The sequence below is a fragment of the Streptomyces sp. NPDC057271 genome, assembly GCF_042668715.1.
GTDB lineage: Bacteria > Actinomycetota > Actinomycetes > Streptomycetales > Streptomycetaceae > Streptomyces.
The window spans coordinates 57,504-81,036 of sequence record NZ_JBHUYJ010000003.1; the positions used below are offsets into that span (position 1 = coordinate 57,504).

Genomic DNA, 23,533 nt, shown 5'->3' on the forward strand with positions numbered 1-23,533 from the left:
TCTGCGGGATGCCGAAGAGGCGCGCGGCCGAGATCTTCCGCCGGTGGCGCGCTACGCACGCTACCCCCTCCGCCGCCCGCCGCCCACCTGCCCGCCCCAAGTGGCCCGGATCGTGGACCGCCGCCCGCCGTGGCACGGTTCACAAGTCGGGGCTGTGGGGCACTATGACGGAGTGGCAGCCGCACGGTCGTCCGCACGATCCGACGATCATGCCGGGCCGCTCAGCCGAGCGGGCCGGAAGGTCGGGCGCGCCCTGCACTGGCCGGTCACGGGCACGGCCAAGGGCATCCGCAGGGCGACGCACGCCCACGGCGCGGGCGAGTCGGGCCTCGGCAGGCTGATCGAGCTCCACGCCGTGAACGGCGCCGGAGACGTCATGATCACGGTCGCGCTCGCGTCCACGGTCTTCTTCTCCGTGCCCACGGACGAGGCTCGCGGCCGGGTCGCGCTCTACCTGGCGATCACCATGCTCCCGTTCACCCTGCTGGCCCCCGTGATCGGCCCGCTCCTCGACCGCCTCCCGCACGGGCGGCGGGCGGCGATGGCCGGGGCGATGCTGACCCGCGCGGTCCTCGCGATCACCATGTCGGGGGCGGTGGCGACCGGCGGCATCCAGCTCTACCCGGCCGCGCTCGGCGTGCTCGTGGCGTCGAAGGCGTACGGCGTGGTGCGCAGCGCCGTCGTGCCGCGGCTGCTGCCGCCCGGCTTCTCGCTGGTCAAGGCGAACTCCCGGGTCACCCTCGCGGGCCTGCTCGCGACCGGGATCGCGGCGCCGATCGGCGCCGGGCTCCAGCAGATCGGGCCGAAGTACCCGCTGTACGGGGCGTGTGCGCTGTTCCTGCTGGGCGCGTACTGGGCGTTCCGGATGCCGCACAAGGTCGACTCGGCGAAGGGCGAACGGCGGGCGCACCTGCTCACGCACGGCGAGAAGAAGCCGAGCCTGCGGACGGTGGGGCCCTCGGTGCTGCACGGGCTCCAGGCGAACGCGGCGCAGCGGATGCTGTCCGGGTTCCTGATCTTCTTCCTGGCCTTCCTGCTGCGCGAGCATCCGCTGTCGGGGCAGAGCGCGGCGGTGTCGCTCGCGATGGTGGCGGTGGCGGCGGGCGTGGGGAACGCCTGCGGGACGGCCGTCGGATCGCTCCTGAAGGAACGCGGCCACGCCCCGGAGGTGATCATCGCCACGATGATCACGACGGTGTGCGGGGTGGCGATCCTCGCGGCGGCGTTCTTCGGCGGGGCGATGGTGGCCGTGCTGGGCGCGGTGGCGGGCCTGACGCAGGCGCTGTCGAAGCTGTCGCTCGACGCGCTGATCCAGCGGGACGTGCCGGAGGTGGTGCGCACGTCCGCGTTCGCCCGCTCGGAGACCCTGCTCCAGATGGCGTGGGTGGTGGGCGGCGCGATCGGCATCTCACTGCCGCTGAGCGGCCCGGTCGGCATGTCGGTGGCGGCCGGCTTCCTGGGTCTGGGCGCCCTCCTCTCGGTCCGCGGCCTCCTGACGGCCGCCCGCAAGCCCCTGCCGTCCCAGCCCCCCAAGTGAAGCCCCGAGCCACCCACCGGTCCCAGCCACCCACCAGGCTGCGAGCCGGCCCCGAGCTCCGAGCCACCACCCACCGGTCCCTGGGACGGGCCGGAGCCCGAGCCCCCCACCGCCTCCAAGCCACCCACCGGGGCCCGAGGCGCCCACCGGAGCCGAGCCACCCGCGCACTCCCGGGGCGGGCCGAGGCCCGAGCCACCCACCGGGCCCGAGCCACCCACCGGCCCCGGGGCGGGCCGAGGCCCGAGCCACCCACCGGGCCCGAGCCACCCACCGGCCCCGGGGCGGGCCGGGGCTCGAGCCACCCACGGGGCCCGGGGCGACCCGGAGTCGTGCGGCACCCCGGAGCGGGCCGGAGGCCGTGCGGGACCCGTGGGCGGGCCGGCCGTGCCGGACCCCGGGGTGGGCCGGCCGTGCCGGACCCCGGGGCGGGCCGGAGGCCGTGCGGGACCGGTGGGCGCCCCGGCCGCTCGAGCGCTGCCGCGCCGCCACACCGGGGGGAAAACGCGGCGCGCCGCACCCCCGCGTGGCGGAGTTCGACACGCCCGATAGCCTTCGGGCCATGACCGTTGCGTTCTTCACCGGCTCGCGCCGCCGGGCCGCCGTCGCCCTCGGGGCCGTCTCCGCCGGCCTCCTCGTACTCTCCGCCTGCGACAAGCCGACTCCGCTCGCGACCCTGACGGTCGGGACCGACTCGGTGCACTCCGAGGCCGCCTGCTACAACGACGGCGACGCCATCAAGGAGTCGCAGATCCAGCAGTGCCTCAACAGGAAGGCCGAGAAGACCATCACGGTCGCCGCGGACGACAAGATCCGCTTCGGCGTCGACCCGTCGATCGCCGAGAACGGCTGGACCATCTTCCTCGGCGGCCAGAACGCCGAGCCGGAGCCCTACCACAAGACGTACCGGACCATCCCGGCCAGCGCCTTCTTCTCCTCCCAGACCGGCGAGGCGACCAACGAGACCCAGGTCACCATCGTCGAGAACGACGGCAAGAAGCTGACCGGCGTCTGGCACTTCCTGCTGAAGAAGGAATCCTGATCCTCCGGTGACGGCCCGGATCCTGATCGTGACGGCCGTGGCGGCGGAGGCGGACTCCGTCGCGCGCGGCCTTCGCCACGACGGACCGCACGCCGCCGATGTGCTCGTCGGCGGTGTCGGGCCCGCGGCCGTCGCCGCGGCCACCGCCACCGCGCTCGCACGGGCCACCACCCCCTACGACCTGGTCGTCTCCGCCGGGATCGCCGGCGGGTTCCAGCCCCTCGCGCCCCTCGGCTCCGTCGTCGTGTCCGACACGATCGTCTCCGCCGACCTCGGCGCGCAGACACCCGACGGCTACCTCACCGTCGAGGAACTCGGGTTCGGGCGTTCCACGCACCCCGTGTCGCCCGCCCTGACCCGGCGGATCTCCGACGCGCTCGCCCGCGGCGAGCAGCGCCACACCGTCGCGCCCGTGCTCACCGTCTCCACCGTCACCGGTACCGCCGAGCGCGCTGCCGAGCTGGCGGCCCGTCACCCCGGCGCCGCCGCCGAGGCGATGGAGGGGTTCGGCGTCGCCGAGGCAGCCGCCGCCCACGGTGTGCCCGTGGTGGAGATCCGCGCCGTCTCCAACGCCGTCGGCCCGCGCGACCGCGCCGCCTGGCGCATCGGCGAGGCCCTGGACTCGCTGCGGCACACGTTCCAGCTGCTTAAGCCCACCGTCTTCGTGGAGCCCGCCCCATGACGCCCAAGCTCAAGATCGCGTACTCGCCGTGCCCGAACGACACCTTCGTCTTCGACGCCTGGGCCCACGGCCGCGTCCCCGGCGCCCCGCGCCTGGACGTGACGTTCGCGGACATCGACCTCACCAACGGCTGGGCCGAGAGCGGTGACCCCGCGTACGACGTCCTGAAGGTCTCGTACGCCGTGCTGCCCTGGGTCCTCGACGAGTACGCCCTGCTGCCCTGCGGCGGCGCGCTGGGGCGCGGCTGTGGGCCCCTGGTGCTGACGCGGGAGCCGGGCGTGGACCTGCGGGGGAAGACCGTCGCGGTGCCGAGCGAGCGTTCGACGGCGTACCTGCTCTTCCGGCTCTGGGCGGCGGACGTCGTCCCGGAAGGAGTCGGGAACGTCGTCGTGATGCCGTTCCACGAGATCATGCCCGCCGTGCGCGACGGGAAGGTCGACGCGGGGCTCGTCATCCACGAGGCCCGCTTCACCTACCAGCGTTACGGTCTGCACGCGCTGGCCGACATGGGCGCCCACTGGGAGGACACCACGGGCCTGCCGATCCCGCTCGGCGCGATCATCGCCCGCCGCTCGCTCGGCCAGGACGTGCTGCGGAGCCTCGCGGAGGCGGCCCGTGCGTCGGTACGGATGGCCTGGGACGACCCGACGGTCTCGCGCCCGTACGTACTCGAGCACGCACAGGAGATGGACCCCAACGTGGCCGATCAGCACATCGGTCTCTACGTCAACGAGTTCACGGCCGACCTCGGAGAGGCCGGCTACGCGGCCGTGCGCGGGCTGCTCACCCGCGCGGCGGCCGAGGGGCTGGTACCGCCCCTCGGCCCGGACGCGCTGTCGTTTCCCTAGGGGACATCGGGGGGCGGGTTCACACGTCGAGCTGGTCCGCGACCGCCCTCAGCAGGCCCGCGATCTTGCCGCCCTGCGCCTTGTCGGGGTAGCGGCCACGCTCCAGCATGGGCGTGATGTTCTCCAGGAGCGTCGTCAGGTCCTGCACGATGGACGCCAGTTCGTCGGGCTTACGGCGCTGCGCCGCGGCGACGGACGGGGTCGGGTCGAGGACCGTCACGGAGAGCGCCTGGTCACCGCGCTGTCCCGCGACCACCCCGAACTCCACACGCTGCCCCGGCTTGAGGGCGTCGACTCCGGCAGGGAGTACCGACGAGTGGACGAAGACGTCGCCGCCGTCGTCGCGGGAGAGAAAGCCGAAGCCCTTCTCGCTGTTGAACCACTTGACCTTGCCGGTGGGCAAAGCACGCACCCCATCTCACCAGTCAGCCGAACCACTGTCGTTGCAGGTCAGGCTATCTAGCGCTTGCTCGTGCCTGCCGTGTCGCCTGGAAGCTTCCCCAGGTCTGTACCCTCCGTCAAGCCAGTCCATCCATGCCGACGGCCGGGAGTGGCCGACTTCAATCGCTGCGCGCTCGTAGGGGCGAGAGGCACGCACATCACAGCACATGTCACGCCACTCCCGACACCCCGTTCCCTCGGACACACGACGGACTGCCCGGCCCGGTGGACCGGGTGGGTCGTCCCGGGTGGAGCGCCAGGCACCGGCATCCGGCGGGCCGCGTCGCCCCGGGACACAGGGAGCGCCGCGCAGTCGTCCGGGAGCGCCCTCCGGGACACGGGGAGCGCCGCGCAGTCGTCCGGGAGCGCCCCCGTGAACGAGAACCTCAGGGAGGCCCCGGTCACCGTCCCGAGCGTGATGACCTCCGCCGTGACGGCCGCCGGGGACGACTCGCCGGCCGTCGTCGCCACCGTGAAGGCGATCGTCCGGGCTCCCTCGCCTCGGACCCACGCCGGGTTGACACAAGAGGAGAGATCCACATGTACGTCATGAACACCGGCCACAGCTACGCGAGTTCGGCTCGTCCGGTGCGCGCCGTCACCGGTGAGTACCCGACCGCCGATGGAGCACCACCGGGGGAAGACGGCTCTCGTCGACCTGTACGCCGTCTTCCTGCGGGACGCCTGCCAGGACCTGAAGAAGCGGCGGGAGCACTCATGGGCCTCGGGCCGGTGACAGGACGTCGCCGGTCTGTTCCTTCGGCCTGGGAACTACCCTGGCCGAATGAGTAGTGAATCCCCTTCGGCCCCGTCGGACGAGAGCGCTCCGGGTGACGGTCTCGTCCGCGCCGGTGCGATCGTCTTCATCATCGGCGCGGTGGCGACGCTGGTCACGGTCGCGCCGCTGTTCCTGGGCACCGACCCGTTCCCGCCGATCGCGTACGCCGTGTGCATGCTGATGGGCGTCGGCTTCCTCGTCGCGGGCGCCGGCGTGCTGCGCTCGATCGGGGCGCAGCGACGCCAGGCGAAGGCGGCGGCGGTTCAGGGCCGGTAGGCCTGGTACCCCTCCAACCAGGTACGGAACGCGGTCAGGTCGGGCAGGACGACGTCCGCGCCGGCCGCCCGCAGCTCCGCCTCGTCGCACGGTCCGGTCGCCACGGCCACCGACAGGGCGCCCGCGGTCGCGGCGCCACGCACGTCGCCGGTGTGGTCGCCGACGTACACCCCCGCGCCGTACTCGCGCAGGGCCTCCGCCTTGCCCTCGGCCCACAGTCCGCCGATGACGGCGTCGGGGTCGATGCCGAGGTGGGAGAGGTGCAGCTTGGCGTGCGGCTCGTTCTTCGCGGTGACGACGATGGCCCGGCCGCCCGCCTCGCGAACGGCTTGAATCGCATCCCCGGCGCCGGGCAGCGCGAGCGACGGCTCGATCGCGTACGTCGGGTAGAGCGCGCGGTACTGGGCGGCCCGCTCCACGATCTCCGCCTCCGGGAACCAGTGGGCCAGCTCGTGCTCCAGCGGCGGGCCGAGCCGCGAGACCGCCAGGTCGGCGTCGATCGCGACGCCCACCTGCGCGGAGAAGGCCTCGTAGCAGGCCTTGATGCCCGGGCGGGAGTCGATCAGCGTCATGTCCAGGTCGAAGCCGACGGTCAGCGGAAGTCGGGGGAGAGTCATGGGTGACATTGTGCCCGGGTGTTCGATTACGGCCGCTGCGTGGACTCCCTGCTGGACCGAGGCTCAGCGAAGTACCCGGCAACGCAGCCTGGGGACACCTCCCGTGCCCGAAGGGCTACGGGGGGTGCGTGCCGGGCGTCGCGGGGCAGGGGGCGTCGCGGGGCAGGCGCGGCGCAGGCGGGCAGGCGCGGCGCAGGCGGGCAGGCGGGGCGCAGGCGATGCAGGCGGGGCGCAGGCGCGGCAGGCGGGCGTCGCGAGGCAGGCAGCGCAGGCGCGGCAGGCGGGGTCATCGCGACACGTCCTACCGGGCACGGCGGGCGCGCCAGAGGAGGAAGGCCGCGGAGGCCAGCGCCGCGGCCTTCAGGGTCCACGGCCAGGTCTCCGAGACCGCCGCGCCCATCGCCTCTCCGCCCCTCGCGACCGGCTCCCCCCAGCGGCCCTCGACGCGGCCCCACAGCCAGACCGTGCCCGCCGTGGCCGCCAGGGCCGGGAGGACGACGACCGCCCACCGCGTCTCGGTACGGGACAGGCGGCGCGAGGCGTACGCCAGGAGCCAGCCCAGGGCGAGGGCCAGGAGGTTGCCGAAGACCGCGCCTCCGAGCAGCAGCAGCGCGGCCAGTACGAGGACCGGGGCGCCCAGCCGGAAGCCGCCACCACCACCGTCCTCCGCCACGGGCCGGCGTACGCGCAGGACGCGGCGCCACAGCGGTGCCCGCGCGGGCTCGTCCCCGGGCGCGTGGCGCTCCTCGTCGTCCTCCGTCCCGCCCGGCGGGGGCTTGAGGATCTCCGGGATCTCCACCCCGCCCCTGAACCCCGGCACCAGGTCGTCCCCGGGCAGCGACGCCTCGGGCCCGCCGTCCAGCCGCCACCAGTCCGGCTCCGTGTCCGCAGCGCCGACCTCGTCCGTCCCCGCGAGGTGAGGAGGCGTCGGCCCCGTTTCCGTCCGCGGCCTCGTTTCCGTCCGCGGCCCCGGCACGGTCCTCGCCTGTCGGTCTTCCCGCCCGCCACCCGCCGCCCGGTCCACCACCTCGTCCGGTGAGCCCAGCTCGTCGAGGAGGGAGCGGACGGCCGCCGGGCTCTCCCTGCCGTACGTGGCGCGCCGACGGTCGATCTCGCCCCGGAGCGACGACACGAGCTTCATCCGCGCCCCCGACGGGAGCTGTCTCCGCTGCGCCAGATCGCCCACCCGGCTCAGATAGTCGAAGACCAACTGGTCGCTCTCGATGCCCACAGTCCCCTCCACGGCCGGTACGCCCCGACGTTAGCGCCCGCGCAGGGGCTAACGTGGGGCGGATGGGGATCGGTGAGCTCGATCGGGAGGCGCACGTGCCCGCAGGAACCGGCGGCGCAGCCGCGCCGCGCACGCTCGCGGAGGCGCTGCGCGCGCGGGGTGACGAAGGGCTCGCCGCGCTGCTGCGCGCGCGCCCCGATCTGCTCTCGCCCGTACCGAACGACCTGACCCAGCTCGCCACCCGGGCCGGCACCCGCGGTTCCGTGGTCCGCGCGCTCGAACGGCTCGACCGGTTCACGCTCCAGACCGCCGAGGCGCTGGCCGTGGCCCCGGACCCCGCCCCGTACCCCGTCCTCCTCGCCCTCCTCACCGGCGACGACGGCGACCCGGACATCGAGGCGGCGCTGCCCCGCGCCGTCGAGGTGCTGCGCGAGCAGGCCCTGGTCTGGGGCGAGGACGAGCGGCTGCGGCTCGTACGGACCGCGCGTGAGCTGCTCGCTCCGTCCCCGCAGCACCCGTCCCCGACCGGTCTCGGGCCGACCGTCTCCGAGGCGACGGCGGGAATGTCGCCGGGCCGGATCCAGGAGATCCTCGCGGCCGCCGGGCTCCCCGCGACGCACGATCCGGTCTCGGCTGTGGCGGCGCTGACGGAGCTGTTCACCGACCGGGACCGGATGGGCGCGCTGCTCGACACGGCGCCGTCGGACGCGCTGGCGGTGCTCGACCGGCTGGTGTGGGGCCCTCCGTACGGAGAGGTCACGGCGAACCCGACGCCGCCGGTCCGCTGGCTGCGCGACCGGGGCCTGCTGCTGCCCGCCTCGCCCCGCACGGTCGTCCTGCCCCGGGAGGCGGCGCTGCACCTGCGCGGCGGCCGGGCGCACCGCTCGCCCGAGCCGCACGCGCCCGCGCTCGACGTCCTGCGCGAGTACCGTCCCCAGGTTGTGGACAACACGGCGGCGGGCCAGGCGTACACCGCGCTCGCGACGGTCGAGGAGCTGCTCAAGGGCTGGGACCAGGGCGGCCCCGCCGTGCTGCGCGCGGGCGGGATGTCCGTCCGGGACCTCAGACGGACCGCCACGGCGCTCGACGTCACGGAACAGGTCGCGGCGTTCTGGCTGGAGCTCGCGTACGGGGCGGGGCTGCTCGCCTCGGACGGGGAGGCGGACGAGCGGTACGCGCCGACGCCCGCGTACGACGACTGGCTCGATCTGCCGCCCGCCGAGCGCTGGGCGCGGCTCGCGACGTCCTGGCTGGTGGGGACGCGGACCTCGGGGCTCGTCGGCGGCCAGGACGCGAAGGGCCGCGCGCTCTCCGCCCTGGGCCCGGACCTCGACCGGGGCGCCGCGCCGGAGGTACGGCGCCGGGTCCTCACCCTGCAGGCGACACTGCCGCCCGGCGTCGCGGCGGACCCGGAGACGCTGCTGACCCGGCTGCGCTGGGAGCGCCCGCTGCGGGGCACGACGGCGGGCGCCGCGGGCGCGCCGGACCCGGGTTCCGGAGCCGGAGCCGGGGCCGGGACGGGCACGGCCCCGGGCGGCCGGGGCGGCGCGGGCGCGTCGGGTACGGCCGCCGGTGTGCCGTACGGCACCACCGGGACGGCGTACGGCGCCACGGGGACGGCGTACGGCACAGGCGCAGGCATCGGCTCCGGGTACGGCTCCGGCTCCGGGTCCGGGTCCGGGTCCGGGTCCGGGTCCGGGTCCGGGTCCGGCATCGGTCACGGCTCCGCCGTCGGCCCGGGCGTCGGCATGGCCCACGGACCCGCCGACCTCCGTTCCCGGCTCGCCCTGTGGACGCTCGCCGAGGCCGAGCTGCTCGGGATCACCGGACGCGGCGCCCTCGCCTCGCACGCCCGGGCGCTGCTCAACCTGCCGCTCGCCGAGGCGGTCGCCGAACCTGTCGCCGAACACGGCGTCGAGCTGTCCGTCGCCGCCTCCCGCGCCGCGACCCTGCTCGGCCCGCTGCTCCCCGAGGCCGTCGACCACGTGCTTCTCCAGGCCGACCTCACCGCCGTCGCGCCGGGACCGCTCCGGCGCCCGCTCGCCGACATGCTCTCCGTCCTCGCGGACGTCGAGTCGAAGGGCGGTGCGACCGTCTACCGGTTCACGCCCGGATCGGTCCGCCGCGCGCTCGACGCCGGACGCAGCGCGTCCGACCTCCAGGACTTCCTGACGGCCCACTCCCGTACGCCGGTCCCGCAGCCGCTCTCGTACCTCATCGACGACGTGGCCCGGAAGCACGGCCACCTCCGGATCGGCGCCGCCTCCGCCTACGTACGCTGCGACGACGACGCGCTGCTCGGCGAGATCCTGGCCGACAAGCGCTCCGCTTCGCTGCGGCTCCGCCGTCTCGCGCCGACCGTGCTCGCCGCCCAGACCGACCCGGCGGCGCTGCTCGACGGGCTGCGGTCGATGGGCTACGCCCCGGCCGCCGAGTCCGCGGCGGGCGACGTCCTGATCACCCGCGCCGACGCCTACCGCACCGGCGCCCGCTCTGCGCCCGACCCCGTCCCCGACGGCCCGCCCGCCCCGGACGCGACCCTGCTCGGCGCGGCGGTCCGCGCGATCCGGGCCGGGGACGCGGCGGCGACGGCCGTCCGCAAGGAGCGCCCGGAGACGCCGGAGTCCCCGGCCCGGGCCGCCGGGGAGCTGCCTCGCACCTCCCCCGCCGAGACGCTGGCCACGGTCCAGGCCGCCGCGATGACCGGCTCCGCCGTCTGGATCGGCTACGTCAACGCGGAGGGCGCGGCGAGCCAGCGCGTCATCGCCCCGGTACGGGTGGAGGGGGGCTTCGTGACGGGCTACGACCACACGGCGGACGAGGTCCGCACGTACCCCCTCCACCGCATCACGGGCGTCGCGGAGCTGGCCGACGACCAGGTCTAGGCACCGGCCTTGCCCCGCGGACTGACGAGCGCGGCCGGATCGAGCTCCACCGGGAACGGCTTCTCGATCAGGGTCGTCCGTCCCGCCTCGGCGACGACGCGCTCCCCGTAGCGGCCGTCCTGCAGCTCGCAGACGACCAGCGTCGGCACCGGCTCCAGTTCGAGCCGCCAGAGGTGCTCGACGCCCGCCTCCGCGTAGTACGGCGGCTTGAGCAGCCGGTCGGTACGGCGGCCGGACGACGAGGGCGAGACGATCTCGACGACGAGCAGCACGTCATCGGCGTCGTACGTGATCGGGTTCTCGGCCGCGGCGGCCGCCTCGACCACCACGATGTCCGGGATGAAGAGCCCGTCGGGCAGGACGAGGTTGACCGCTTCCAGGACTTCGGCGGCCACGCCCTCCGCCTGGACGGCACGGTCCAGCAGACTCCAGAGACGCGACGACGCCCGCTGGTGCTTGGTTCCCGGAGCCGGAGACATCATGAGCGCTTCCCCCATCAGTTCACGACGCTGACCACGGTCCTCCCCCAGTGCCAGGACCTCTTCTATGGTCCAGGGCCCGTAGTGCGGATCGTGCGCGACGCTCATCTCGCCACCTCCCTCTCGTGGAACCGGTCGCCTTCAGTGTGGCAGCCCCCACCGACAACCGCCGGACCTCAGGCACACTGGATGTTTGGCCGTGCGGAAGGGATGTACGTACGTGAACGGACCACTCATCGTCCAGAGCGACAAGACGCTGCTCCTGGAGGTCGACCACGAGCTCGCCGATGCCTGTCGGCGGGCCATCGCGCCGTTCGCCGAGCTGGAACGGGCACCCGAGCACATCCACACGTACCGGGTGACGCCCCTCGGCCTGTGGAACGCGCGCGCCGCCGGGCACGACGCCGAGCAGGTCGTCGACGCGCTCGTCGAGTTCTCCCGCTACCCCGTGCCGCACGCGCTTCTCGTGGACGTCGCCGAGACGATGGCCCGCTACGGCCGGCTCTCGCTCTCCAAGCACCCCACCCACGGGCTCGTCCTCACCACCACCGACCGGCCGGTCCTGGAGGAGATCCTCCGCTCCAAGAAGGTGCAGCCGCTGGTCGGCGCCCGCATCGACGCGGACACGGTCGCCGTGCACCCCTCCGAGCGCGGGCAGATCAAGCAGACTCTCCTGAAGCTGGGCTGGCCGGCCGAGGACCTCGCCGGTTACGTCGACGGCGAGGCGCACCCGATCGAGCTCGCCGAGGACGGCTGGGCCCTGCGCCCGTACCAGAAGCAGGCCGTCGAGGGCTTCTGGCACGGCGGCTCCGGTGTCGTCGTGCTCCCCTGCGGCGCCGGAAAGACCCTGGTCGGCGCCGGGGCGATGGCCCAGGCGAAGGCCACGACGCTGATCCTGGTCACCAACACGGTCTCGGCCCGTCAGTGGAAGCACGAGCTGGTGAAGCGGACCTCACTCACCGAGGACGAGATCGGCGAGTACTCCGGTACGAAGAAGGAGATCCGGCCGGTCACCATCGCCACCTACCAGGTTCTGACGACCAGGCGGAAGGGGATCTACCCCCACCTGGAGCTCTTCGACTCCCGCGACTGGGGCCTGATCGTCTACGACGAGGTGCACCTGCTTCCCGCGCCCGTCTTCAAGTTCACCGCAGACCTCCAGGCCCGCCGACGGCTGGGCCTCACGGCGACCCTCGTCCGGGAGGACGGCCGCGAGTCGGACGTCTTCTCGCTCATCGGCCCGAAGCGTTTCGACGCGCCGTGGAAGGAGATCGAGGCGCAGGGGTACATCGCGCCCGCCGACTGCGTCGAGGTCCGGGTCAACCTCACGGAGTCGGAGCGGCTCGCGTACGCGACCGCCGAGACGGAGGAGAAGTACCGCTTCTGCGCCACGACGGCGACGAAGCGGAGGGTGACCGAGGCGCTGGTCAGGAAGTTCGCCGGGCAGCAGATCCTCGTCATCGGCCAGTACATCGACCAGCTGGACGAGCTCGGCGAGCACCTGGACGCGCCGGTCATCAAGGGCGAGACGTCGAACGCGCAGCGCGAGAAGCTCTTCGACGCCTTCCGGAACGCGGAGATCAGTGTCCTCGTCGTCTCGAAGGTGGCCAACTTCTCCATCGACCTGCCCGAGGCGACGGTCGCCATCCAGGTGTCCGGCACGTTCGGCTCCCGGCAGGAGGAGGCCCAGCGGCTCGGACGGGTGCTGCGGCCGAAGGCCGACGGGCACCAGGCCCACTTCTACTCGGTCGTCGCGCGGGACACGATCGACCAGGACTTCGCGGCGCACCGCCAGCGGTTCCTGGCGGAGCAGGGCTACGCCTACCGGATCGTCGACGCGGACGAACTGATGGCGGGCGAGGGCGGACAGACCGGCTAGCCGACGGCTGGCCGGACACCCCCTGGACGGGCCGTCAGTCCATCAGCGCGATCACCGGGGCGATCACCGCCAGCGTGTACTGGAGGGCGACCACCCGCTTGCGGGCGCCGTGGGCGAGGACCGCGCGGGGTGTCACGGCGGCGGCGAGGCCGGCCAGGGTGCCGAGGCCCACCGCCCAGAAGGCGGCGTCGGCCGCGGCGCCCATGATGCCGTCGTCGCCGATGGTGTCCTCCAGCACGACGACCGCGGTGGCGATCAGCGAGAGGAAGAGCACCAGGAGGCCGCCGAGGGCGACGAGACGCAAGGCGGTGGCGGATTCGGGCAGCGCGGGCGCGGAATCGGTCGTCGCGGGCGCGGAATCGGTCGTCCGGGCGGATTCGGTCGTCGCGGGGGCCGTGGTCGTGTCCATGCCCCGATCAGATCAGCCGGGGACGGCCTCGGGCATGGGCGGTCGTACTCAGTCCGGGCCGCCCACGTACCTGGGGCGCGGGTGCCGCACGCCCGCCTCCTCGGCGTACTCACCGAGGAGGACCACGCTCACGGCGGCGGCGCCGTAGGCGCCTATCGCGCGGAGCGCGAGGCCGAGGCGGTGCGGGCGGGGGATCGAACGGTCCGGGGTGAAGGTCGCTGAGGTCATGCCTCCATGATGGAATCCGGACATTCCGAACACATCAGGCTGGGGGTGGAACTCTCGTCCACCTCAGGGGGGACCTCACCCCCTACGGGCCGTCCCCCACGGAAAACCATTCGCCTCCCTCTGGCGCCCGAAGCTACAATCTCCGACTTCCCCGCCTCCCTCCGTGGAGTGCCCTCCCGTCTCGCACCGCCACCCTCGACCGATGCCCTTCGGGCAAGTACCTCTCGTTGCCGCCCGGTCGGAGACCGGCGGCCGCCCTGACCTGTACGCACACCGGCCCGGAGGCTCCCGCATGTCCACGTCCGTCGATCCGCTCGCGCGCGAACGCGCCCATCTCGCCGACTCGCGCGCCGCGCTGCGGGCGATGCGCGAGGACGTCGAAGCTCTCGACATCACGGACGTCACCGCGAACTGGGTCAACTCGCTCGTCCTCGGCCGCCAGATCGAGGAGCGCATCAAGGCCCTCGCCGACCTCTCCCACACCCCGCTCTTCTTCGGCCGGCTCGACTACCTGCACACGACGCAGGAGGGCCAGCGCTTCTACATCGGCCGTCGGCACGTCCATGACGCCGACGGGGACCCCATGGTGATCGACTGGCGCGCGCCGGTCTCCCAGCCGTTCTACCGCGCGTCGAAGAAGGACCCGCAGGGCGTGGGGCTGCGGCGGCGGTTCGGCTACACGGGCGGCGAACTCACCGCGTACGAGGACGAGCATCTCTCCGACCCCGCCGAGCAGGAGCGGACGAGCAGGCTGCTCCAGGCCGAGATCGAGCGCCCCCGTGTGGGCCCGATGCGGGACATCGTCGCCACCATCCAGCCCGAGCAGGACGAGATCGTCCGGTCGGGTCTCGGCGGCACCGTCTGCGTCCAGGGCGGCCCCGGCACCGGAAAGACGGCCGTGGGACTGCACCGGGTCGCGTACCTCCTCTACGCGCACCGGGAGCGGCTCGCCCGCACCGGCACGCTGGTCATCGGGCCGAACCGCTCCTTCCTCCACTACATCGAGCAGGTCCTGCCCGCGCTGGGCGAGCTGGAGGTCCGGCAGGCCACCGTCGACGACCTCGTCGCGCACGTCGAGGTCCGTGGTGCGGACGAGGCGGCGACGGCGACCGTCAAGGGTGACGCGAGGATGGCGGAGGTGCTGCGCCGGGCGGTCCGCTCGCACGTCACGCTGCCGACCGAGCCGCTGATGGTGGTGCGCGGCTCGCGCCGCTGGCGGGTCCCCGCGTACGAGCTGGAGGAGATGGTCCGCGAGCTGCTGGACCGCGACATCCGTTACGGCGCCGCCCGGGACGCGCTGCCGCAGCGCATCGCGCACGCGGTCCTGGTGCGCATGGAGCAGGCGGGCGAGGCCCCCGACGACCGGGTGCAGGACGCGGTGGCGCGGAACACGGCGGTGAAGGCGGCCGTGAAGACGCTCTGGCCGCCGGTCGACCCGGCCAAGCTGGTGCTGCGGCTGCTGAGCGACGCCGGGTTCCTCGCCGAGCACGCGGCCGGGATCCTGACCGAGGACGAGCAGAAGCTGCTGCTGTGGGCGAAGCCGGCCCGTTCGGTGAAGTCGGCGAAGTGGTCGGCGGCGGACGCGGTCCTGATCGACGAGGCGAGGGACCTGGTGGAGCGCACGCACTCGCTCGGCCACGTCGTCCTCGACGAGGCGCAGGACCTCTCCCCGATGCAGTACCGGGCCGTCGGCCGCCGCTGCACGACCGGTTCGGCGACGATCCTCGGCGACCTGGCGCAGGGCACCACGCCGTGGGCGACCGAGAGCTGGGCGCAGGCGCTGACGCACCTGGGCAAGCCGGAGGCAGTGGTCGAGGAGCTGACCGCCGGCTTCCGCGTGCCGCGCGAGGTCATCGCGTACGCCTCGCTGCTGCTGCCGCACATGTCGCCGGGGCTTGCGGCCGTCGAGTCGGTCCGGGAGAACCCGGGCTCGCTGTCGGTCCGCCACCGCGAGCCGGCGGAGCTGGACGCGGGTGTCGTGGCGGCCTGTGTGGAGTCCCTGGAGCACGAGGGCTCCATCGGCCTGATCGCCGCCGACGCCCGGGTCGAGCCGCTCGGCCAGGCGCTGGCGGCGGCCGGGCTCGCCTTCCTCTCCCCCGGCGAGGAGACGACGGCCGAGTCCCGGCTGACGCTCGTCCCGGCCTCGCTGGCGAAGGGTCTGGAGTACGACTACGTGGTCCTGGACGATCCGGCCGCCGTCGTGGACGGCGAACCGGACGAGCGGACCGGACTCCGGCGGTTGTACGTGGCGCTGACGCGAGCGGTGTCGGGGCTGACGGTCGTTCACTCCTCGCCACTGCCCGCGCAGTTGGGCAGCGCAGGCTGCTAGGCCCGGTCGTCGAAGTGGCGCCGGTAGGGCCCGCGGCGTCCGGTGCCGCACGCTTCCCCCCTCCGCGGCGTTACGCACCAGTAGTCAGGCGCATGGTGGGGCCTGCGGGTCGGGATGAACAGCCCCGTGCGCGAACCTCACGCGCCGGATGCGAACTCGGGGAGTGCCTCGGTCCACGCACGGTGGGCGACGGCGGCGAGGACCTGGTTCCTGCCGCGGTAGTAGTGCTCCGTGACCAGGCCCCAGCCCAGCGCCCAGCCCCGGCCACGGGACCACGTGGCGTCGTCGACCCGGGCGGCCTCGCGGAACAGCGGGCGGGTCTCGGCGGTGAGGAGCGTCCAGGCGGTGATCATGTCGCACGCCGGGTCGCCGGTACCGACGGCGCCGAAGTCGATGACGGCGCTGAGCCGCCCGTCGCGGGTCAGCAGGTTGCCGGGCAGCAGGTCGCCGTGGATCCAGACGGGGTCACGGTCCCACTGCGGCAGGCGGAGCACCGATTCCCAGGCCTCGGCAGCGGCGGCGCCGTCGACCGTACCGTCGGCGCCGAGGTCGCGGAGGGCGCGGTCGAGATGGTCGCCGGTCCACTCGGTGACGTGGCCGCCCCGGATGGACGCCGGGCCGCCGGTCGCGTCCACGCTCCGCAGCGCCACGCCGAAGCGGCCCAACTCCACGGCGGCGTGGCCGAGATCGTCGACCGGCGCGTCGAAGGCGTTCGCGCCGTCGATCCAGTCGTAGACCGACCAGGGCAGGCCGAAGCCCTCTCCGGGCCGCCCCTGGCCCACGAGAGCGGGCACGGGCAGCGGGAGGTGCGGGGCGAGGTGCGGCAGCCAGCGCTGCTCCTTGACCACGCTCCCTGCGGTCTCGGCGGTCTTCGGCAGCCGGACCGCCATCGCGTCGCCGAGGCGGTACATGTCGTTGTCCGTGCCGGCCGACGCCACGGGCGTGACGGGCAGCCCGGCCCACTGCGGGAACTGGGCGGCGACGAGTGCGCGTACGAGGTCGACCATGGCGGGGAGGGTAGTCAGGGGGTCTCGGCGGGGGCCATCGAATTACGGTGTGGGGGGCGCGACCACGAGAAGCGCGACCACGAGAAGGGTGGGCCGACATGTCCCGTACGACCGTCGTCACCGGAGGGAGCCGCGGGATCGGCGCGGCGACCTGTGTACGTCTGGCGGCCGAGGGCCACGATCTGGTGCTCGGGTACGTGCGTGACGCGGACGCCGCCGAGGAGACGGCGGCCGTGGTCCGGGCGGCGGGCGGGCGGTGCGTCGTGGTCCGGGCGGACACCTCGGTCGAGGCCGACGTGGAGCGGCTGTTCGACACGGCCGAGGCCGAACTGGGGCCGGTGGACGGCCTGGTGAACAACGCGGGCGTGACGGGCCCGCTGGGGCGGCTCGCGGACGCGTCGACGGAGAACCTGCGCCGGGTGGTGGAGGTCAACCTCCTCGGGTACCTGCTCTGCTGCCGCCGCGCCGCCCGCGACATGGCCGCCCGGGGCGGTGGGGCGATCGTGAACCTCTCGTCCGCCGCGGCGACGCTCGGCAGCCCGGACGAGTACGTCCACTACGCGGCGACCAAGGCGGCGACGGACGCGCTGACCGTGGGCCTCGCCAAGGAGCTGGGGCCGGACGGCATCCGGGTCAACGCCGTGGCGCCGGGCATCGTCGAGACGGACATGCACGCGGCGATGGGCGACCCGGACCGCCCGGCGAAGGCGGCCCCGACGATCCCGCTGCGCCGCCCGGGCCGCCCCGAGGAGATCGCGGCGGCGGTGGCCTGGCTGCTGTCCCCGGACGCGTCGTACACGACGGGCACGATCCTGAGAGTCTCGGGCGGCCGCTGACCCGCCGGGCCCGGGGCGACACCGGAATGACCCGCCGGGCCCGGGGCGACACCGGAATGACCGCGGGGCCCGGGGCGACACCGGAATGACCCGCCAGGCCCGGGCGGCACCGGATAGACCGCCAGGCCCAGACGGCGCCGGGCAGACCCGCCAGGTCCCGGGCGACACCGGAAAGACCTACGGGGCCCGGGGCGACACCGGAATGACCGCCGGGCCCGGGCGGCACCGGATAGACCGCCAGGCCCAGACGGCGCCGGGCAGACCCGCCAGGCCCCAAGCGGCACCGGAAAGACCTGCCGGGCCCCGTGCGCCGGGCGCCACGGAATCCGTCGGCGGCGGTCACACGCAGCCGCCGCGGGCGGGCGGCGGGCTCGCCGGCACCGGTTCGCGGATGGGCACGGTGGCCGGTCCGGCGGCGGCGCTCCTCGCGGCCGGAGGGGGCGCCCCCTTGGGCGGAACGTCCGGGTGCCTGCGGGCGCGGTCCGGTGGAAGAACCGCCGGAACTCCACGGCGCACCGACCCGGCCCACAGCGCCACACAGGGGGGCGGAACGCCGGGTGCCTCCGGGCCCCGCGGCGCGGTTACGCGTCCAGCGCCTCGCGCCAGACCCTGACCGCCTCCGGGGAGACCGGGGCCTTCCAGCCGTTCGGGCGGGCCGCCCCGCCGATGTGGAAGGCGTCGAGGCCCGCCGCGCGGAGTTCCGGGAGGTGGTCGAGGCGCAGGCCTCCGCCCACCAGGATCTGCGGCTCGTAGCCCGGCTCGCCCGACCGCGCGGCCTCCGCCCTGAGGACCGGCAGGCCGTCGTCGACGCCCGTCGCCGCGCCCGCCGTCAGATAGGTGTCCAGGCCCGGCAGGTCCGCGAGCTGCTTGCGCAGCGCGTCGCGGTCGGCCGCGCGGTCGATCGCCCGGTGGAACGTCCATCGGCAGCCGTCCAGGACGGCGATCAGCCGCTCCACCGCCACCAGGTCCGCGTCGCCGTCGGGCGTCAGGAAGCCGAGTACGAACTCCTCCGCGCCCGCCTCCCGGAGGTCGCGGGCACGGGCCACCAGGGCGTCGATGTCGCCCGCCGCGAAGCCGTCCGCCCGTCTGAGCATCACGCGCAGCGGGATGTCCACGGCGGACCGGATCGCGGCGAAGCCGGTCCGTGACGGGGTCAGCCCGTCGGCCGCCATGTCGGTGACCAGCTCGAGGCGGTCCGCCCCGCCGGCCTGGGCGGCGACGGCGTCCTGCTCGTCGAGGGCGATCACCTCAAGGACTGCACGGTTGCTCATCGAGCCCATTCCTCCATGAATGACGACTACAGGTCTAGTCCAATGACCCACCCTAGCCGTGCGGGTGGTCTCCCGCATCGTGCGGTGCCTCATCCGCCCCGTCCGTCGCCGTCGCCTGTCCCACATGGACCGTGAACGCCGCCGTCCGCACCGTGCCGTCGTGCTGGAAGTCGAGGAACAGCCGGTACGAGCCGGCGCTCGGCGCCGTCGCCGTGAAGGAGACGTCCGGGCCGGGGCCGCCCTCGTTGGGATGGACGTGCAGATAGGCCAGGTCGCCGTCGCGCAGCGCGACGAGATGCCCGTACGCCCCGAGGTAGGGCTCCAGATCGGTGACCGGCCTGCCGTCCTTGCTGACCGTGAGCTTCAGTTCGCCCGCCCTGCCCGGAACGAGCGTGCCGCCGAGCGCGACCTCGTAGCCGTCGACGGTCGCGGTCCGCGCGGCGGCCGGGAGCGGTCGGGGCGCGTAGGCGCCGGGTACGGACAGATCCACACCCAGCGTCACTCCCGTGGCGTTCTTCGCCGCGGGCTTGAAGTCGGCGAAGGCCTTGTAGCCGCCCGCGGCCGGGAGGTCGACCGGGGTCGACCAGGTGCCGTCGGCAGCGCGCACCGGGTGGAGGTGGCGATAGACCGTGAGGTCCCGCGAGGCCACGATGAGGTGCAGCTCCTTGCCGTGCTCGGTGGCGTACGCGGTGACCTTCCTGCCCGTCGCATCCCTGATCGAGAACGTCAGCACGCTCTTGCCCGCGGCCGGCTTCGGCGTCTCCATGGCCAGCGTGTAGCCACCCTCGGAGACCTGGAGGCCTCCGGCGACGGGCGCCTTCGCGGCGCCCTCCTCGTGGCCCGGATGCCCGGCCTCCTCACCCGCGCGCCCGGTCGTCCCGACCGTATGACCCCCGTGGGCGGCCTTCGCCGGTTCGCCCACGGGGCCGACCTGCCGGCCGACCCCGTACGCGGTGCCGAAGGTCGCGGCGAGGACGGCGGCGAAGGCGGCGATCTTCACTCCGGTGTTCATGGCAGCTCTCCCGTACGTGAGTGAACCGTTCGATGCGCTTCACAATACCCCTAGGGGGTATCAAGTCAAGCGAGGAAGGTGCTTGCGCCGAATACCTTAGGGGGGTATACATGGAATCGCCGAACAGATACCCCCCAAGGGTATCCGTCCACCAGCAAGGAGGAAGACATGGGTTCCTGCTGCACTCCTGACGGCAGCTGCTCGACCGACTCCGGCGAGGCGGCGACCGCCACCGCCGACAGCACCGCCGTCGCCACCGCCGACAGCACCGCCGTCGCCACCGCCGACAGCACCGCCGTCGCCGTCGCCGAGAGCACCGCCACCGTCTACGCCGTGTCGGGCATGAGCTGCGGACACTGCAGGACCGCGATCACCACCTCCGTCTCCGCGCTCGCCGGCGTCGTCTCCGTGGACGTCGACATCGCCCGCGGCCTGGTGACCGTGACCACCGGCGGCGACCCCGACGACACCGCGATCTCCGCCGCCGTCGACGACGCCGGCTACGAACTCACCGGCCGCGCCTGACCGTCCGGCCCGAGCCCGACCCGGACGCCGGGGCCCGTCCCCCTGGGCCCCGGCCCCCGCCCGGAAACCTTCGGGGATGCGGCGGCCGAGGCGAGCGAGGCGTGCGGAGGCGAACCGAGCCCCAAGAAAGAGGTGTGCAGGAATGACCACGACCACTCCGGGCGCCGCCCAGGTCGAGCTCGCCATCGGCGGCATGACCTGCGCCTCGTGCGCGGCCCGTATCGAGAAGAAGCTCAACCGCATGGACGGGGTCGAGGCCACCGTCAACTACGCCACCGAGAAGGCGAAGGTCACCCTCGACGCGGGCGTCTCCGTCCAGGACCTGATCGCCACCGTGGAGGCCACCGGCTACACCGCCGAGGAGCCCGCTCCCCCGCGCGCCGAGTCCGGCGGCGAGGAAGGGCCCACCGACGACGAGCGGGCCGACGAGGAGCTGCGGCCCCTCAGGCAGCGGCTGACCACCGCCGTCGCCCTCGCCGTCCCCGTCATCGCGATGGCCATGATCCCGGCGCTCCAGATCGAGTACTGGCAGTGGCTCAGCCTCACCCTCGCCGCGCCGGTCGTCGTCTACGCGGCCTGGCCCTTCCACAAGGCCGCCTGGACCAACGCCCGGCACGGCGCGGCCACCATGGACACCCTGATCTCGGTCGGCACGATCGCCGCGTTCCTCTGGTCCCTGTGGGCGCTGTTCTTCGGGACCGCCGGTACGCCGGGCATGACGCACCCCTTCGAGTTCACCATCGCCCGCACCGACGGCGCCGGGAACATCTACCTGGAGGCCGCCGCCGGTGTCACCGCCTTCATCCTGGCCGGGCGGTACTTCGAGGCCCGGTCCAAGCGCAAGGCGGGCGCCGCGCTCAAGGCGCTGATGCAGCTGGGCGCCAAGGAGGTCACCGTCCTGCGCGGAGACCGTGAGGTCACCGTGCCGACCGCCGAACTCCAGGTCGGGACGCGGTTCCTGGTCCGCCCCGGCGAGAAGATCGCCACCGACGGCACCGTCGTCGAGGGCTCCTCCGCCGTCGACGCCTCGATGCTCACCGGCGAGTCCGTGCCGGTCGAGGTCTCCGTCGGCGACTCCGTCACCGGCGCCACCCTGAACGCCGGCGGCCGGCTCGTCGTCGAGGCCACCCGTGTCGGCGCCGACACCCAGCTCGCCCGCATGGCCAGGCTGGTCGAGGACGCGCAGAACGGCAAGGCCGCCGCCCAGCGGCTCGCCGACCGGATCTCGGCCGTCTTCGTACCGGTCGTCATCGCGCTCGCGCTCGGCACGCTCGGCTTCTGGCTCGGTACGGGATCCGGGCTCACGGCCGCGTTCACCGCCGCCGTCGCCGTACTGATCATCGCCTGCCCCTGCGCCCTCGGCCTCGCGACCCCGACCGCGCTCATGGTCGGCACCGGCCGCGGCGCGCAGCTCGGCATCCTGATCAAGGGCCCGGAGGTACTGGAGACGACCCGCAAGGTCGACACGATCGTCCTGGACAAGACCGGCACCGTCACCACCGGCCGGATGACCCTCGTCAAGGTCCACACCGCCGACGGCGACGGCGTTGTCAGCGAGAACGACGTCCTGCGCCTCGCGGGCGCCCTGGAGCACTCCTCCGAGCACCCCATCGCCCAGGCCGTCGCCACCGGTGCCGCCGCCAGGGTCGGCACGCTGCCCACCCCCGAGGACTTCGCCGCCATCCCCGGGCTCGGCGTCCAGGGCGTGGTCGACGGGCACGCCGTCCTCGTCGGCCGCGAGAAGCTGCTCGAAGACTGGGCCATAGGGCTGCCCGACGGGCTCAAGTCCGCGATGGACGCGGCCGAGAAGACCGGCAGGACCGCCATCGCCGTGGCCTGGGACGGCGCGGCCCGCGCGGTCCTGGAGGTCGCCGACGCCGTCAAGGAGACCAGCCCCGAGGCGATCCGGCGGCTGCGCGCCCTCGGACTGACCCCGATCCTGCTGACCGGTGACAACAAGGCCGTCGCCGAGGCCGTCGCCGCCGAGGTCGGCATCGACGAGGTCATCGCCGAGGTCATGCCCCAGGACAAGGTCGACGTCGTCAAGCGGCTTCAGGCGGAGGGCCGTTCGGTCGCCATGGTCGGCGACGGCGTGAACGACGCCGCGGCGCTCGCCCAGGCCGACCTCGGTCTGGCGATGGGCACCGGCACGGACGCCGCCATCGAGGCCGCCGACCTCACCCTCGTACGGGGAGACCTGCGGGCCGCCGCCGACGCGATCCGGCTCTCGCGCCGCACCCTCGGCACGATCCGCTCGAACCTCTTCTGGGCCTTCGCCTACAACGTGGCCGCCCTGCCGCTCGCCGCGGCCGGACTGCTCAACCCGATGATCGCCGGCGCCGCGATGGCCTTCTCCTCGGTCTTCGTGGTCGGCAACAGCCTGCGCCTGCGTGGCTTCCAGGCCGCCGACAGGTGACCCACATGCGTGAGCGCCGTGGCCGGGGGCGGCTGAGCCTCCCCCGACCACGGCGCCGTCGCGCAGCGGTGCGCCGTGGTCAGCGCATCGCGACCATCGTCACAGCGAGCGCCGCGAAGCCCGCGGCCCACAGGGCCGTACGGCCCACGACTCCGCCGCCGGTGATGCGGCCGTCCGCCGCCGGGCGCCACAGCGCCGCCGGCTCCGACCACAGGTAGGCGGGGAATCCCGCTCCGAACACCAGGCACGCGGTCAGCCAGTATCCGGCGCTCGGCGCCCGGAGCCGTGCTCGCGCGACGATGTCGGCGAGCACGGCCACCCCGGCCGCGAGGACGGCCCAGGCGAGCCAGGTGGTGGATATGAACCGCCAGTACAGCACCGGGACCAGAGAGGCGAGCCCGCCCAGCCTCTCCAGCGGATCCTTACGGTCGAACGCGACCGGTGTGGTGCCGAGCTCGTCCCGCACGAGCTCCTCGAACTCGGCCTCACCGCCCTCGCCCCCCGGAAGGGTCGCGAAGCGGTGGGTGAGTTCCCTGTCGCCGGCGAACCCGGTGGTCCACCGCACGCCGACCGCGTCGGGTGCGGTGTAGAACACGTGGACCACCGAGGTCCGGCCGGCGCGCACGTCGTCGAGCAGCTCCCGCATCGAGGCCTGGCGCGGGACCAGGTTCGACAGCAGGTCGACGGCCGCGGCGAGCAGGAGCAGCAGCGCGAGCACGCGGAACGCCCGGTGCACCGAGCCTCGGGCCCGTACGGGCAGACGGTCCAGCACAGGCACTGCCACTTCCGTCCCCTCTCTCATCGTCG

21 protein-coding genes are annotated in these 23,533 nt (G+C 73.9%); 11 read left to right on the forward strand and 10 right to left on the reverse strand.

Annotated features, from left to right (window positions below):
• Positions 1–172: 172 nt before the first annotated feature.
• From ACFUJR_RS02095 to ACFUJR_RS02110, 4 genes are all read left to right on the forward strand, one after another.
• Entirely contained in the window at positions 173–1,537 is a 1,365-nt protein-coding gene (locus ACFUJR_RS02095) for an MFS transporter (protein ID WP_383174753.1), read from the forward strand.
• Between the two features lie 560 nt (positions 1,538–2,097).
• The gene (locus ACFUJR_RS02100; RefSeq protein ID WP_383174750.1) at positions 2,098–2,577 is read left to right on the forward strand and encodes a DUF2771 domain-containing protein; all 480 of its coding nucleotides are present in this window, start codon (positions 2,098–2,100) and stop codon (positions 2,575–2,577) included.
• 7 nt (positions 2,578–2,584) lie between these two features.
• Positions 2,585–3,259 (forward strand): futalosine hydrolase, encoded by a 675-nt coding sequence (locus tag ACFUJR_RS02105; RefSeq protein ID WP_383174747.1) that lies wholly within the window; start codon positions 2,585–2,587, stop codon positions 3,257–3,259.
• Positions 3,256–4,107, forward strand: coding sequence for a 1,4-dihydroxy-6-naphthoate synthase (locus ACFUJR_RS02110; RefSeq protein WP_383174744.1), 852 nt, complete (start codon positions 3,256–3,258; stop codon positions 4,105–4,107). Before ACFUJR_RS02105 ends, ACFUJR_RS02110 begins: the two co-directional genes overlap by 4 nt.
• 19 nt (positions 4,108–4,126) lie before the next feature.
• Here the strand turns inward: ACFUJR_RS02110 and ACFUJR_RS02115 are convergent, their stop codons facing one another.
• Positions 4,127–4,510, reverse strand: coding sequence for a cold-shock protein (locus ACFUJR_RS02115; protein WP_129767066.1), 384 nt, complete (start codon positions 4,508–4,510; stop codon positions 4,127–4,129).
• Between the two features lie 822 nt (positions 4,511–5,332).
• Between ACFUJR_RS02115 and ACFUJR_RS02120 the strand changes: the two genes are divergently transcribed.
• Complete coding sequence (locus ACFUJR_RS02120) at positions 5,333–5,602, forward strand: hypothetical protein (protein ID WP_383174741.1); 270 nt, start codon at positions 5,333–5,335, stop codon at positions 5,600–5,602.
• On the opposite strand, the gene ACFUJR_RS02125 is transcribed toward ACFUJR_RS02120, so the two are convergent.
• Both ACFUJR_RS02125 and ACFUJR_RS02130 read right to left on the reverse strand, forming a co-directional pair.
• Positions 5,590–6,228 carry an HAD family hydrolase gene (locus ACFUJR_RS02125; protein WP_383174738.1) on the reverse strand — a complete coding sequence of 213 codons (639 nt, stop codon included), beginning with the start codon at positions 6,226–6,228 and terminating at the stop codon, positions 5,590–5,592. The genes ACFUJR_RS02120 and ACFUJR_RS02125 overlap by 13 nt on opposite strands.
• A gap of 292 nt (positions 6,229–6,520) precedes the next feature.
• The gene (locus tag ACFUJR_RS02130) at positions 6,521–7,450 is read right to left on the reverse strand and encodes a hypothetical protein (RefSeq protein WP_383174735.1); all 930 of its coding nucleotides are present in this window, start codon (positions 7,448–7,450) and stop codon (positions 6,521–6,523) included.
• Between the two features lie 62 nt (positions 7,451–7,512).
• On the opposite strand from ACFUJR_RS02130, the gene ACFUJR_RS02135 reads away from it, so the two are divergent.
• On the forward strand, positions 7,513–10,335 hold the full coding sequence (locus tag ACFUJR_RS02135; protein WP_383450188.1) for a helicase-associated domain-containing protein: 2,823 nt from the start codon (positions 7,513–7,515) through the stop codon (positions 10,333–10,335).
• Here the strand turns inward: ACFUJR_RS02135 and ACFUJR_RS02140 are convergent.
• Positions 10,332–10,922 (reverse strand): Uma2 family endonuclease, encoded by a 591-nt coding sequence (locus tag ACFUJR_RS02140; protein WP_383164777.1) that lies wholly within the window; start codon positions 10,920–10,922, stop codon positions 10,332–10,334. The two genes, ACFUJR_RS02135 and ACFUJR_RS02140, sit on opposite strands and share 4 nt — an antisense overlap.
• A 112-nt stretch (positions 10,923–11,034) precedes the next feature.
• Between ACFUJR_RS02140 and ACFUJR_RS02145 the strand changes: the two genes are divergently transcribed.
• Positions 11,035–12,693, forward strand: a complete 1,659-nt coding sequence (locus ACFUJR_RS02145; RefSeq protein WP_383164774.1) for a DNA repair helicase XPB — start codon at positions 11,035–11,037, stop codon at positions 12,691–12,693.
• Between the two features lie 34 nt (positions 12,694–12,727).
• Here the strand turns inward: ACFUJR_RS02145 and ACFUJR_RS02150 are convergent, their stop codons facing one another.
• Both ACFUJR_RS02150 and ACFUJR_RS02155 read right to left on the reverse strand, forming a co-directional pair.
• Complete coding sequence (locus ACFUJR_RS02150) at positions 12,728–13,102, reverse strand: hypothetical protein (protein ID WP_383164772.1); 375 nt, start codon at positions 13,100–13,102, stop codon at positions 12,728–12,730.
• Between the two features lie 48 nt (positions 13,103–13,150).
• A complete protein-coding gene (locus ACFUJR_RS02155) occupies positions 13,151–13,330 on the reverse strand; it encodes a hypothetical protein (RefSeq protein ID WP_383164769.1) in 180 nt (59 codons plus the stop codon).
• A 292-nt stretch (positions 13,331–13,622) separates the two neighbouring features.
• Here ACFUJR_RS02155 and ACFUJR_RS02160 point away from each other — a divergent pair, with 292 nt between their 5' ends.
• On the forward strand, positions 13,623–15,659 hold the full coding sequence (locus ACFUJR_RS02160; protein ID WP_383164766.1) for a HelD family protein: 2,037 nt from the start codon (positions 13,623–13,625) through the stop codon (positions 15,657–15,659).
• A gap of 137 nt (positions 15,660–15,796) precedes the next feature.
• Here ACFUJR_RS02160 and ACFUJR_RS02165 read toward each other — a convergent pair whose 3' ends face one another.
• Positions 15,797–16,666 (reverse strand): aminoglycoside phosphotransferase family protein, encoded by an 870-nt coding sequence (locus tag ACFUJR_RS02165; RefSeq protein ID WP_383164763.1) that lies wholly within the window; start codon positions 16,664–16,666, stop codon positions 15,797–15,799.
• Between the two features lie 98 nt (positions 16,667–16,764).
• Between ACFUJR_RS02165 and ACFUJR_RS02170 the strand changes: the two genes are divergently transcribed.
• Entirely contained in the window at positions 16,765–17,502 is a 738-nt protein-coding gene (locus ACFUJR_RS02170; protein WP_383164760.1) for an SDR family NAD(P)-dependent oxidoreductase, read from the forward strand.
• A 581-nt stretch (positions 17,503–18,083) separates the two neighbouring features.
• Here ACFUJR_RS02170 and ACFUJR_RS02175 read toward each other — a convergent pair.
• Both ACFUJR_RS02175 and ACFUJR_RS02180 read right to left on the reverse strand, forming a co-directional pair.
• On the reverse strand, positions 18,084–18,773 hold the full coding sequence (locus tag ACFUJR_RS02175; RefSeq protein ID WP_383164757.1) for a copper homeostasis protein CutC: 690 nt from the start codon (positions 18,771–18,773) through the stop codon (positions 18,084–18,086).
• Positions 18,774–18,825: 52 nt separating this feature from the next.
• Positions 18,826–19,785, reverse strand: a complete 960-nt coding sequence (locus tag ACFUJR_RS02180; protein WP_383164754.1) for a hypothetical protein — start codon at positions 19,783–19,785, stop codon at positions 18,826–18,828.
• A gap of 168 nt (positions 19,786–19,953) precedes the next feature.
• Here ACFUJR_RS02180 and ACFUJR_RS02185 point away from each other — a divergent pair, with 168 nt between their 5' ends.
• Positions 19,954–20,310 (forward strand): heavy-metal-associated domain-containing protein, encoded by a 357-nt coding sequence (locus ACFUJR_RS02185; RefSeq protein WP_383164751.1) that lies wholly within the window; start codon positions 19,954–19,956, stop codon positions 20,308–20,310.
• A 142-nt stretch (positions 20,311–20,452) separates the two neighbouring features.
• Positions 20,453–22,726 (forward strand): heavy metal translocating P-type ATPase, encoded by a 2,274-nt coding sequence (locus tag ACFUJR_RS02190; protein WP_383164748.1) that lies wholly within the window; start codon positions 20,453–20,455, stop codon positions 22,724–22,726.
• A 79-nt stretch (positions 22,727–22,805) separates the two neighbouring features.
• Here ACFUJR_RS02190 and ACFUJR_RS02195 read toward each other — a convergent pair whose 3' ends face one another.
• Positions 22,806–23,510, reverse strand: a complete 705-nt coding sequence (locus ACFUJR_RS02195) for a hypothetical protein (protein WP_383164746.1) — start codon at positions 23,508–23,510, stop codon at positions 22,806–22,808.
• Positions 23,511–23,533 lie beyond the last annotated feature (23 nt).